9 protein-coding genes and 1 pseudogene are annotated in these 12,766 nt (G+C 61.4%); 8 read left to right on the forward strand and 2 right to left on the reverse strand.

Features of this window, described 5'->3' with window-relative positions; all coding sequences use genetic code 11:
* Positions 1 to 8: 8 nt before the first annotated feature.
* Positions 9 to 470, forward strand: a pseudogene (locus tag AAAV44_RS07675) (aryl-sulfate sulfotransferase); the annotation flags it as partial.
* A gap of 69 nt (positions 471 to 539) precedes the next feature.
* Here AAAV44_RS07675 and AAAV44_RS07680 read toward each other — a convergent pair.
* Positions 540 to 1,679: a DUF389 domain-containing protein gene (locus tag AAAV44_RS07680; RefSeq protein ID WP_349115248.1), complete on the reverse strand. Its 1,140-nt coding sequence runs from the start codon at positions 1,677 to 1,679 to the stop codon at positions 540 to 542.
* 307 nt (positions 1,680 to 1,986) lie between these two features.
* On the opposite strand from AAAV44_RS07680, the gene AAAV44_RS07685 reads away from it, so the two are divergent.
* Positions 1,987 to 2,169 carry a hypothetical protein gene (locus tag AAAV44_RS07685; RefSeq protein WP_316364962.1) on the forward strand — a complete coding sequence of 61 codons (183 nt, stop codon included), beginning with the start codon at positions 1,987 to 1,989 and terminating at the stop codon, positions 2,167 to 2,169.
* Positions 2,170 to 2,356: 187 nt separating this feature from the next.
* Positions 2,357 to 5,437, forward strand: a complete 3,081-nt coding sequence (locus tag AAAV44_RS07690; protein ID WP_349115249.1) for a CAP domain-containing protein — start codon at positions 2,357 to 2,359, stop codon at positions 5,435 to 5,437.
* Positions 5,438 to 5,637: 200 nt separating this feature from the next.
* Here the strand turns inward: AAAV44_RS07690 and AAAV44_RS07695 are convergent, their stop codons facing one another.
* A complete protein-coding gene (locus AAAV44_RS07695) occupies positions 5,638 to 7,341 on the reverse strand; it encodes an OPT/YSL family transporter (RefSeq protein WP_349115250.1) in 1,704 nt (567 codons plus the stop codon).
* A gap of 192 nt (positions 7,342 to 7,533) precedes the next feature.
* Here AAAV44_RS07695 and AAAV44_RS07700 point away from each other — a divergent pair, with 192 nt between their 5' ends.
* The 5 genes from AAAV44_RS07700 to AAAV44_RS07720 all read left to right on the forward strand — a co-directional run bounded on the left by AAAV44_RS07700 (position 7,534) and on the right by AAAV44_RS07720 (position 12,638).
* A complete protein-coding gene (locus AAAV44_RS07700; protein WP_349115251.1) occupies positions 7,534 to 8,385 on the forward strand; it encodes a type III pantothenate kinase in 852 nt (283 codons plus the stop codon).
* Between the two features lie 83 nt (positions 8,386 to 8,468).
* Positions 8,469 to 8,993, forward strand: a complete 525-nt coding sequence (locus AAAV44_RS07705; protein WP_089572276.1) for a dCMP deaminase family protein — start codon at positions 8,469 to 8,471, stop codon at positions 8,991 to 8,993.
* A 171-nt stretch (positions 8,994 to 9,164) separates the two neighbouring features.
* Entirely contained in the window at positions 9,165 to 9,443 is a 279-nt protein-coding gene (locus AAAV44_RS07710; protein ID WP_035137589.1) for a NifU family protein, read from the forward strand.
* A 109-nt stretch (positions 9,444 to 9,552) separates the two neighbouring features.
* The gene (gene lgt / locus AAAV44_RS07715; protein ID WP_346964179.1) at positions 9,553 to 10,374 is read left to right on the forward strand and encodes a prolipoprotein diacylglyceryl transferase; all 822 of its coding nucleotides are present in this window, start codon (positions 9,553 to 9,555) and stop codon (positions 10,372 to 10,374) included.
* Between the two features lie 80 nt (positions 10,375 to 10,454).
* Complete coding sequence (locus AAAV44_RS07720) at positions 10,455 to 12,638, forward strand: DUF6020 family protein (protein WP_349115252.1); 2,184 nt, start codon at positions 10,455 to 10,457, stop codon at positions 12,636 to 12,638.
* The last annotated feature ends 128 nt before the right edge of the window (positions 12,639 to 12,766 follow it).

The following is a 12,766-nucleotide window of genomic DNA, read 5'->3' on the forward strand; positions in this document are numbered from 1 at the left end:
GGGCTGGCTCGGGCTTTGAAGACAAGTTATTGCAGGCCCAGGGCGATTTCTCGCTCAATGCAGGCCAGCACAGCGTGACGTATCTGCCGAGTTCTGACACGGCAGCGACTGGTCGCTACCAGGTGCTGCTATACGACAACAACTTTGGTGCGACCGAGCGCTATCCCAAGTTCGACTGGGGCCAGCTGGGCGCCGCGGTGGTGACCGACTACAGCAAGGGAACGCATTCGTTTGGGCGCATCTTTACGGTGGACGAGACCGTGCGCACCTACGAGCTTGTGGACCAGATCGCCGTGCCGTTCTCGGGCTATGCGAGCAGTGCGCAGCGCGTCGGCGATTCGAATAGCATGCTCGTGGCATCGGGCATGGCCAAGACTTTTGCCGAGTACGATCGCTATGGACTGCCCATCGCCACCTACGAGATGGAAGCCGAGAAATACATCTACCGCGTGTACAAGTACGAGCTGTAGCGCTGCGCTTGGCTGCGTCTGTGCCCCGTGGCTGCGCGCGCTCGCGCCGGGCCCGCCTCGCGTCCCGCATCACTTCACATCGAACTCAACGCGATCGAGTTCGGGCACGTTGAGGTCGATGAGCTTCCGGGCGACGTGACGGTCGTGTGCCCCAAGCGTCTCGCCTGTCGTCACATGGGCGACAATCTCGCGCTCGACGATGCCCTCTTCCTCGCCCTCGGCAGCTGAGGTCTCGACGGCGACGGTGTAATCCTTAAAGCCCGGCAGCACCGCGGCAAGTTCGCGCGTAGTTTCGGTGACACCGTAGCCGTCCTGCACGCCGGTCTGCGCCGAGCCAATGGACCCCGCCGTCATAACGATGCAGGGGATGGCAAAGATGGCCGTTCCCACAATGATGCGGCGGCGCACTTTGCGTGACAGCTCGTCGACCTCGGTGTCTTCCTCAGCGGTCACAATACCGTCGCCGTTCAGGTCGCGCTTGAGCGGCACGCGCAGAAGAAGCAGCACGGCTTCGGCAGCCAGTGCGATAAAGACCACGTTGATGCCAAACTCGTAGAGTGCCGAGAGAAACAGCGACCCGCTTGCGATGGCGATGCCATAGCCCGCCGCGCACAGGGGCGGCATGAGCGCGGTCGCCACGGCCACGCCGGCGATGAGCGTGGCGGGTTCCTGGTCGCGCGAGTTGCCCAGGCCACCCGCAAAGCCGCCCGCGAGCGCGACGGCAAGGTCCCACACAGTCGGCGTCGAATTGTCGATGATGGCAGCTGTGGTGGTGCCAAGGGGCGAGAGCTTAAAGTACAACGTGGACGTGACCAGGCAAAAGGCCATCTGCAGCGCAAGGCTGGCGACGGCTTCGACGGTAATCTCGCGGTCGAGCGTGGCGATGCCGTATGCCATGGCAAGGACCGATCCCATAAGCGGGCAGATGAGCATGGCGCCCACGATGGCGATGTCCGAATCGATATCGAGGCCGATGCTTGCGATGAGCATGGCGATGATGAGGATACACAGGTGAGAGCCAGTCAGACGCGCCCCGTTTACAAAACGCTTGCGGATCACGTGATAGGGCGCGCGTCCCTCGCGAATGTTGAACGCGCGCTTTAAAAAGCGACCAGTCTGCTCGGCAGCCTTACTATGGGCAGGGCGGATGCCGTGGCGCCGGTGATGGCGTTCGCGTAGTCGCTTGATCTGTTGTTTGTCGAGTTCCATGTCCACCTCGTTCCAGCGCGGTCCGCGCAACGCGCCCGTTGTCCTAACTCTACACCGTGGCGGGCGGGGTGTCTGTTGGATGCGGAATCCGATAGGGCGAATGACGCGGGAGCAAATGCAAATCACAGGCTCAATTCCATCCCGCGAGAATATGATGCACCAGCTCCTTCAAATGTGACGAAACTGTGAAGCACGAGAGCGTGAATTTCAAAAAATACGCTGGTCGTCAATGTTGCGCAACAGAATTCAAAAATCGACAGCTACCGTTTGATACGTATGGATACATCCGTGTCAAAGGGAGAAAGCCATGGCAAACTACAGTCCACAACACTTTGAGCCTCGGGCCAAGGCCGTCAACGTCAAGGGCGTTGCTAACCGCGCCGTCGCAACCGTTTTGACGGCGGGCCTCATCGCTCAGCCGCTCATGTCGCCGCTGGCGGCAATCGCCGCACCGTCAACCGATAACGGCGATTCTGTTCAGGGGGGGTAGTTCTGTAGAGAACACCGTTGCCGCCGGTGACCAAGCGGTCGTAAAGACGGCTGCCCAGCTGGCCGAGGAGTCGGCAAAGCAGCTCAAGGACGCTCAGGCCGCCTACGATGCCGCCCAGAAGAAGGCCGACGCGGCGGGCCAGTCTCAAAAGCAGGCGCAGCAGCAAAAGAATCAGGCCTCGCAGGCCGTGACCGATAACGCCGCCGAGCAGAACGAGGCCGAGGTAGCCGCGCTTCAGGAGAAGATTGACGAGCTTAAAGCGGCCGTCGAAAAGACCGAGCAGCAGCAGAAGAAGCTGGGCGACCTGAACGATCAGCTCGAACAGGCCAACAAGAGTGTCGAGGATAAGACCCAGGCGCTCAAGGACGCCAAGGCAAAGCAGGATGAGGCCAAGAAGGCCCTCGATGATGCCCAGGCCAAGCTCGAGGCCATGGGTATGGACGAGTACGAGGCCGCCAAGAAGGCCGTCGAGGACGCGCAGGCAAAGCTCGATGACGCCAATAAGGCCGTTACTACTGCACAGGACAATCTGGACCAGGCCAAGGCTGCCGAGGCCAGCGCCCAGCAGGAAAAGCAGAATACCGAGGCAGCTTTGACGACTGCCCAGGCCAAGAAGCAGGAGACTGCCGCTGCTCTCGCAGTCGCAACCACCGCGCGCGATAACGCCCAGCAGAAGTTCAACCAGGCGCAGGCCGCGCTCGATGCTGCCGTCTCGGGTACGGGTGTTGACCTGAGCGCGCTTGAGGCCGCCAAGATCGCTGCTGCCGGTGAGCTCAAGACCGCGCAGGACGCGCTCGAAGCCGCGACGACTGCAGACGCCACCGCACAGGCGAACCTGCAGGCTGCGCAGACTACCGTCACCGCCGCGCAGGAGAAGGCCAACGCCGCCAACGCTGCCGTGACATCTGCCCAGTCTGCATACGATGCTGCAAACAAGGAGTACAAGGACGCGGCCAGTAAGCGTGACGCTGCGAAGACGGCATACGAGCAGGCTCAGCAGACCGAGGCCGACAAGAAGGCGGAGTACGACCGACTCGTCGAGGTTCGCCAGCAGAAGCGCGACGAGTTCGATCAAGCCCGTGCTGAAGTAGCCGCCGCGGAAAAGGCTTATGATGCTGCTAATGCCCAGGTTGAGGCTCTTGAGCAGCAGATTGCCGACCTCAAGTCGAACATGACCGTTGACCAGGAAGTCATCAGCCAGGGCATATTCGGCTTCATGAATTACATCATCGGCGGCAGCCAGTTCACAGCCACACAGAAAAAGAACGCCCAGGAAGCCGTATCGATGCTGACCGGTGCCGCTGACAAGGCCGAATGGTATGACCAGTACGTCGATCATGACATGTCTCGCGACACCAACCCGCTCTCCCTGGAGCAGATGCGCAACGCCTTGACATATCTCGACACCCAGAACAACCTCCGCAAGGCGAACGGTCAGTCGGCGCTCAGCGTCAGCCTCCGCATGACTGCGGCAGCCGCCCTTAATGTATCATATTCATCGAACATCTGGGGGCACTCGGGCTGCTACTGGGACAATGGAGAAAATCTTGCCGGCGGCGGCGGCGCATATACCGGCGGCGAGACCGAGGATACGCTTGGCTGGCCATATACCGGTCTCTACACTCAGGAAAAAGAGGCATTCGATAAGTACGTCGAGAAGAATAGTGACCTTGGAAACCATCGATATGATTCCTACTATATCTACCAGCACTACAGCAGCATCTACCATGAGTGCGGGCACTATCTCAACATCATCGATGCCGGCACGAAGGCTATCGGCATCGCGACCGGTAGCGGTAAGAACACCGATTCCGAGGTAACAATCTTCGATTACAGCTCTTTTGACAGTGAGGCTGATTTCACTGTCTCCGAGTTCAAGAAGCTCCTGAACGACTACATCGATTCCGCCTATAACGCTGGCGGCACGCAGGCGCAGAAGGCGCAACTCAAGGAGCTTCAGGGCAAGCTCGCCGAGGCGCAGAAGAACTTTGGAACTACTAGGGAAGCTTACTTCGCAGCTGTAAACGGGCAGGATGCCGCCCAGGACGCTTTCACCGCAGCCGATGTGAACATGAACACCGCCAAGGGCGAGTACGAGAAGGCTCAGTCCGCTACTGCTGCCGCCAAGTCCGCCTACACCGCCGCCGAAGCCAAACTCAAGGGTATCGACGTCAAGACGCCCAAGACCAAGCTCAACGCCGCCAAGGGCGAGGCCGCTACTGCCCAGGCAGCTCTCGATAAGGCAAACGTCACGCTTGCTGACGGCAAGGCAAAGGCAACCGATGCCGCTGCTCAAAAGGCGAAGGCTCGCAGCGCCCGCGATGCTGCCAAGGTAAAGTCCGATCAGGCCAAAGAGGCGTATGACAACGCTACCGCTTCGGTCAAGGACCTTGCCGCCAAGTGCGATGCCGCCAAGACGGATCTTGCGAACAAGCAGGGCACGCTTGACGATGCCAAGAAGGCCGACGACACTGCCCAGGCTGGCGTTGACAAGGCTCAGGCCGCAGATGTGCACGCCGCGACCGCTCTTTCGGGCGCCAAGCAGGCAGTTGCCGCCAAGACGCAGACCCTGTCCGACGCACAGGCGAAGGCCAAGGCCGCCGAGGACGAGCTTGCCACCGCGAACAAGGCCTTCGAGCGCTTCGCTGGAGCCCAGAAAGCGGTCGACGACGCCAAGGTCGCCTATGACGCCGCCGTCGCCGGTGTCGCCGATGCCCAGAAGCAGCTCGAGGCCGCCAACGAAGCCGTCGTCGATGCGAACTTCGAGATCGTCAAGGCCAAGGCCGAGCTTGCCAGCGATGAGGCACTCAAGGCCGATCTTGAGGCTGTCGACCACAAGGCATCCCTTGCCGTGGGCACGACGGGCAACGAGAAGCTGGTCAAGCTGAACGCTGCTTACGCTCGCTATAAGGCTGCCGTCGATGCCGCCGCTGGTCTCAAGGCTGCTCTGAGCGATGCCGATGCCAAGCTGTCCGATGCCAACGACGCCTATGCCGCCGCGCTTGCCGAGCTTGGCGATGCCAAGGATGCCCTGGCTGCCGCGCAGACCGAGTACGACAAGTATCATCCCAAGGCTGAGCCGCAGGCCAAGGCTCAGGTTGCGCAGGCTGCTGCAAAGGCTCCTGTCGCCAAGAAGAAGGCTGCGGACGCTGCGCTCGCCCAGACCGGTGATACCTCCGCGCTTGCGGGCGAGGTCTTCGTTATCGGCGGTATTACGCTCGTGGCCGCGGGCGTGACGCTGGGCGATCGTCGTCGCAAGCACATGTAGTGATTCGGGCGTCGGCTCTGCAGTGAACTTCAATTCATAGCGGGACCGTCTCGATACCCAAACGATAAGGCCGGCGCGCTGTCATACGCAGCACGTCGGCCTTTCTTTGCGTTGGTATCAAAAAGCCCGGTCGGTAGCCGCGAAAGCTACCGACCGGGCAAATCGTAGGCAATATGGTTGCTGTCGAGCAGCTGCTCAGCTTATCCCAGCAGACTCAGACCGACGGAGACAAACGCCAGGATAACGCCGACGATGGACTCGCCACCGAGCAGGCCGCTGGCGACAACCAGGCCCTGCTCCTGGAAGGCGGCATCCTTGGCGGTCTTCTCCTCGTCCGAAAGACCGGCGTTGGCATCGCGGTGGGCTGCCCACTTGTCGTAGGCGAGCTTGACGCAGGAGCCCAGGAAGGCCGTGAGCGACATGTAGAACGGCAGGTACACGCCCAGGCCGATCATCATGGCCGGAATGCCGAGCCAGTACATGACGATGCCGGCGATAAAGCCGCCCGCAAACCACGGCACGCTCGGGATGCCCGAGACCATGGTGGCGACCACGCTTGCCTGTGCGGCCACAAAACTCTTGTCGGGGCCAAAGGCGTCCGGACCATAGGCGGTGACGAGCGCGACCATGACGGCGGCGGCGACCAGGGCGCCCACGATGCCGCCAATGGCCTGGCCGACCCACTGCGCGCGCGGGTTGGTGCCCAGCACGGCGCCGGCCTTAAAGTCGTTCATGACGTCGCCCGCAAGGCCGCACGCCACGGCCACGATGCCGGCGATAAAGAACAGCTTGACCTGAGCGAGCTGCGCGAAGGCGGCAACGATGAGCATGACGATGAGGCCGAAGATCTCCATGGGGTCGATGCCCGTCTGGCCGCAGCTCTGCGCGCTCATGATGGTGGTGACAAAGGTGAACAGCGTGACGATGACGGCCGGAACGGGGCCAAGGTCGAGCACGATGGCGATGATCACGGCGATGGCGGCAGCGCCCAGGCCGATGATACCGGCGTCGAGTTTAAGGGAGCCCGAGATGAGCGACTGCTCGTCGGTGTCGGTGGAGCTGTCGGCGGCGAGGCCGCGGACGATACCGGCGACCTGCGGAAGGATGTCCTTGAGGACGACGGCGACGCCAAAGCCCATCATGAGGCCCATACCCAGGGACTTGACGATGCCCTGTGCGGTCATAACGTCAAACAGACCGGCAGCGGTGCCGCCGACGATGATGCCAAAATTGCCCAGCAGCGCGCCGGCAAACCAGAACGCGACGGGGGCGAAGCCCACCAAAAAGCCGATGGACAGCAACATGGGCGAGTTGTAGATGGCAAAGGTCACGCCGGGGATATTGAGCGTGCACAGCATGCTGGGCACAATGCCCAGAGCGTCGCGCAGCACGCTGTAGATGCCGGCGATGGCCATGGAGCCAAAGAGCTGCTTGCCGGTCTTGCCGCCGGCCTCGGTCGCGCGCAGGGTCTGAGCTGCGGCGTTGCCGGTGGGGAACTCAAGCGCGGCGTCCACGATAAAGTGACGGTGGATGAGTGCCGTGGCCAGCAGGCCTAGGATAGTGCCGGCGAGTGCCACGATAAACATGTCGAGCCAACTGATCTGGTCGGCATAGCCCAGCATCCAGGCGCCCGGGATGGTAAACGCCAGACCGCCAGCGACCATGGCGCCTGCGGACATGATGGTGTGGGTGACGTTGGCCTCGTTGAGGCTGGCGTTGCCCATGAGCTTCAGGAAGAACAGCGAAATGACGGCAGCGAAAATGATCGGCCAGGGGAGGGCGCCCATCTTGAGGGCGGTGTAGGCCGAGCTTGCCGTGATGATCACGCAGCCAAGGACGCCGATGACGACGCCGCGCAGCGTGAGTTGCCCGCGCATCGAAGCGCGGTTCGAGGGATTGCTCATATAAAACTCCTTTGCGTATATCCGCTTCCCCCGGGAGCGCCGTTACGGATACGGCGCGGGAAGTCGGGTTACCAAGGGCCGCCGCGTGAGCTCGCAAACGACCGCGCACCAGTATAGCCGCAAGCTAGTCATTTTGGGATGACTGGTTTAGGTAGGCGATATACTGCTGGGCAGACGAAAGGAGCGCCGACGATGCTTAATGGGTGCGCATACATATTGACGGTCGACGTGGGCAACACGTTCATTCGCTTTGGCCTGTTTGCCGAGGATTCGGCCGCGGCGCAGGAATGCCCGCTTGCGACGTGCGAGATCACGACGCCGTCGAGCATCACGGCCGACGAAGCGCGCATGCGACTTGTGCAGGTTATGGGCGCACTGGCAGCCGATGCAGGCATGCCGGGCGCGCTCGTTCCCGCAGCCGCAGTGCTGAGTTGCGTGGTGCCGGCGCTCGAGCGCCCGTGGAAGGCGGCACTTTCCCGTACCTGCACGGGGCGCGTGCTCACGGTGGGGCCGGGACTTAAGACCGGCATGCCCGTGCACTACGATGATCCGGCCGAGATCGGTCCCGACCGCATCGCCGACGCCGTGGCTGCCCGCGCCGTCTACGGCTCGCCGTGCATTGTGATCGACCTGGGCACGACGACCAATATCGAGGTCATCGACGCACACGGCACCTTTGTCGGCGGCGTTATCGCGCCGGGGCTGGCGCTCGGCGCCCGTTCGCTCTCGGCCGCTGCGGCGCGCCTGCCTCAAGTTGAGCCCTCGGCGCCGACACACGTCATCGGCCGTAACACGCGTGAGGCCATGCGCTCGGGCGTGGTTCTGGGCGAGGTGGCACGCATCGACGGCATGCTCGACATGGTGCTCGCCGAGATGCGTGCGACCAAGGCCGCGGGGGAGGGCGATGTGCCCATCGTCATTACCGGCGACGATGCCGAGGCGCTTGCGGCGCTGGTCGGCCATAGCCTGACGGTCGACGATGCGCTGACGCTGCGGGGCCTCGCCGAGCTCTACCACATCAACCAAAAGCCCCGCCGCGCGTAGCGATGGGGGCAATGGGACAAAAACGTCTCCACCTTCCACCTGCTACAATGGGTCAAACTATTGCGATTTCGGAGGTGTCTGCCATGTCGGACGATCTTCATCAAACCGCGTCGGGCAAGCGCCGCGACGTTATTAGCTGGGATGAGTTCTTTATGAGCGTGGCCATCGCCGCGCAGCGCCGCAGTAAGGACCCCAACACGCAGGTGGGCGCGTGCATCGCCAGCACCAACCACCGCATCCTTTCGGTGGGCTACAACGGTACGCCCTCGGCGCTCAACGACGACTTTTTCCCGTGGGGCACGAGCGATGACCCGCTGCAGGACAAGCATAACTACGTAGTCCATGCCGAGGCCAACGCCGTGCTCAACTATCGCGGCTCGCTCAAAGACCTTGAGGGTTCCACGGTCTACGTCACGCTGTTCCCGTGCCACGACTGCGCCAAGATCCTGGCACAGGTGGGTGTGGGCGAGGTCGTCTACCTGGACAATAAGTATGCCGACACCGATGACGGCCGTATCAGCCGCCGCATTCTCGACTCCTGCGGCATCAGCTACCGCCAGGTCATCGTCGATGTCCAGATTGGTACCGGGGGACAAGCTCAGCAGTAATATGCGTTGTCGCTATCTGGCGACGAACGCAGCTCAAAGAGCCCCGTCCCAAATTGACTACTCGTGAAAGTCGCGTCTGCGCGCATGGACGGCTCGTGAGCGGGTACATGGCTGTAGTAACATAGCTTCTGTCCGCGGGCGTGCCCGCGTTATTGTGAGAAAGGAGCCCCTGTGGCTGTTAACGAAGAGCTGCTTAAGAAGGTTCTTGAAGAGATTCGCCCCAACCTGCAGGCCGACGGCGGCGATATGGAGTATGTGGGCGTCGACGACGAGGGCGTCGTTAAGCTGGAACTGCAGGGCGCTTGCGCCGGCTGTCCCATGAGCTCGCTGACCCTTTCCATGGGTATCGAGCGCATCCTGAAGGAGCACGTGCCCGGCGTTACCCGCGTCGAGCAGGTCAATGCTTCCGGCGAGGCCGAGGACCTGTACGACGAGTACGCGCCGTTCTAAGATGCGAAAGCTGCGGACGGTACGCTCCGCATAGACGTTACGTCCAAATATGCGGCTGCGAGCGCAAGGCCCGCGGGCGCATTTGTATGTAGGGAGCAGGGGGATCGATATGCTCAACGACCTCTACCATATGCTTGACCCCGTTGCGATCTCGGCGGGTCCCATCACGATCTACTGGTACGGTCTGGCCTATGTGGTCGGCGCCCTGCTCACGGCGGTCGTTATGTACCGCACGCAGCGTCGTTGGGGCTTCGACATCACGATCGATGACCTGACGAGCGTCGTGGTCGGTGCGGTCTTTGGCCTTATTATCGGCGCGCGCCTGTTTTACGTCGTCTTTTACGGTGATGGCTACTATTTGGCCCACCCGCTCGAGATCTTTGCCACCAACGAGGGCGGCATGAGCTTCCACGGTGGCCTGGTGGGCGGCATCTTGGGCGGCATCATTGTATGCCGCATGTATAAGCTCGACGCCTGGACCATCGCCGACCTTGCTGTGATCGGTGCTCCGCTGGCGCTGTGCCTGGGACGTTGCGCCAATTTCGTCAACGGCGAGCTGTGGGGTAAGCCGACCGATCTGCCCTGGGGCGTGGTCTTTGGCGGCACTGCGGGCGATATGCCGCGCCATCCCTCCCAGCTCTACGAGGCGTTTCTTGAGGGCGTCGTACTCTTCTGTATTTTGCAGGTGCTCAGCCGCAAAAAGCCGCTACTGCCCCAGGGTACGTTTATGGGCGTGTTCGTGATGGGGTACGGCATCGTCCGCTTTCTCGTTGAGTTCGTGCGCGTGCCCGATGCCCAGCTGGGTTATCTGTTGGGCGGCGTCATCACCATGGGCCAGCTGCTGAGTTTGCCGCTCGTGATCGCCGGTCTGGCGCTCATCATCTTCGCCCGACACCGCAATCGCCCCCAGCGCATCTACCTCGACGCCTAACCAAGGCCACCACAAAGGGGACAGGCACCTTTGTGGTGGTCTTGCCGAGTTTGATAGGTTTCTAGAAAGGCTTTCGGACTGTGAAGGATTCCGACCTCTCCACAACGGCTGCGCGCGACGCTGCCCGCATCGTCTGGTTTAAGCGCTACCCCGCCAAGCAGACGCTCATTGCATTTTTGCTCGCGCTGTTGGCGACCACGGCGTTTTCCATCGATCCCGCCCCGGTGTCGAGCAACGCGGTCTTGGCGATTGACCCCAAAGCCTCGGGCATGCTGTACGTGTGCTACGAGGTGCTCCTCTCGTTTGCCGGCCATACCGACGCGGTCATGCTGCTTGCGCTTGCCTGCCTGCTCACGCTGCCGTTTCGCTACGTATTCTTTGGCCGCGGCGACGCTTGGCGTCCCTCGGTGATCCTTCCGTCGCTGTTCTTTGCCGTCTGCATGGTGTTTGGCCGCAGCTACGACCTCACCGATTCGGCCGAGATCGTGCTCGGCGACAAGGCCCGCATCATCTGCGCCTGGATAGGCGGTGTGGGCTGGATGCTCTTGGCGGTCGTTGCCCTCTACCTTACCTTTGAGTGTCTAGATTGGCTGAGCTCTCGGCGCATACCGTTTTCCGAAGCGCACTTTGGCCGCGTATGGCGTGTGGCTCACGCCGTGCTCTCGGTCCATCCCTTTGCCGGGCCCTTCCTGGTGCTTATGATCGCCTGGGCGCCCACGCTCATCGCTTCGCTGCCCGGCCTTTTTATGGGAGATACGGGTGCGCAGATTCGCCAGTGGTTCAACTACCCCAACGGCACGAGTGACTACTTGCGTCTGCTCAATCCCAATGTGTTGCTCAACGGACATCACCCCGTGGTGCATACGGCTATCATCGGTTCGTGCGTCCAGTTGGGGCTTTCACTGTTTAACAGCGCCAACGCAGGTCTTGCCATCTACACCTGCGCTCAGTTCGTCATTACGGCCGCCTGCATGGCCTATTCCATCTCGTCGCTGCGCAAGCTGGACGTGAGCCTGCCGGTCCGCGGCGTAATCTTGCTGTTCTTTGTGTTTATGCCCATGTTCTCCAACTACGCGGCCCTGCTTACCAAAGATGTGCTGTTTGCCGACGCGTTTTTGGTGCTGTTGGTGCAGACCGTGAAGCTCGTGGCATGCGGCCTGCCCCGTCGCGATGCCAATGCCGAGCGTGCGGGCGAACAGAGGCCCGTGCTCTTTGCGCGTCATGATTGGCTGCTGCTCGCTCTGGGCGCCATGGGTTCCACGTTTCTGCGCAACGGCGGCCTGGTGTTTCCCCTGGCGGCATGCGTAATCGCGGCGGCGTTTTGCGCATGGGATGCGCATGTGGCTCGTCGTGCAGCCAAGCAGGCTGGTGCTGCGCCTTCGGGCGCCATCCCGCGTTTCCGCTGGGTGGGAGTTCTTGCGGTGCTTGCACTCTGCCTTGCCTCTAATATGTACTTCACCAAGGTCTTTATGCCGGAGCACGACATCACGCCTGGTTCCAAGCGCGAAATCCTCTCGATTCCGTTCCAGCAGACGGCTCGTTTCGTCCAAAAGCACGACGGCCTCAACTCGGGCGTCAACCCCACGGTTAAGGAGGACGGCACCATCGTGGAGGCTCCTTGCGACGGCTTGGTGACCGACGAAGAGCGTGCCGTGATCGACCGTGTGCTCAAGTACGAGAATCTGGGCCGCCGTTATAACCCGGATAAGTCGGACGCCGTCAAAAATTGCTTTAACGAGTACGCCTCGCAGGAGGACATCAAGGCCTATTTTGAGGTGTGGGCTCAGATGTCCAAAAAGGATCCCGAGTGCTATATCTCGGCGCTCATCAATAACTACTACGGCTACTTTTATCCGAGTGCCCGCGATGCGTGGGTCTACAGCACGGCGCGCAGTGCCGAGATCATGGCGAAGCCCGATAACCTCAAGTACTTTGACTTCCATCCGGTCGATAGCAAGGTTGTGCGCTGGTGCGACCACCTGATCAACCTGTACCGCGTGGCAGTACAACGCATCCCGTTTATCTCGCTCGCCATGAGCTCGGCCACCTATGTGTGGATCATGATCGCCGTGGTGGTCTATCTGCTACGTCGTCATTCGTGGCGCGGGCTGGCCATTTGGGTGCCGCTGCTGGGCGTGCTCGCCGTGTGCCTGATCGGTCCCTGCAACGGCTCGACCTACATGCGCTACCTGTACCCGGTTATCGCCTGCATGCCCTTTGCCATCGGCGCCACCATCACCCGCAGCGACCTCCTCTGGTCCTAATTTGGTGCAAAGGGGGCAGGTTGCTTTGCACCAAGGGGCTGTATCATCACGACGCCTTCATTTTGGGGTTTATCTCGCAGGCCAGTAGGTATATCATAACGACGTTTGTTTATATTGCCCGAGCATCT

The organism is Collinsella sp. CLA-AP-H1, from assembly GCF_040092945.1.
Classification (GTDB): Bacteria; Actinomycetota; Coriobacteriia; order Coriobacteriales; family Coriobacteriaceae; genus Collinsella.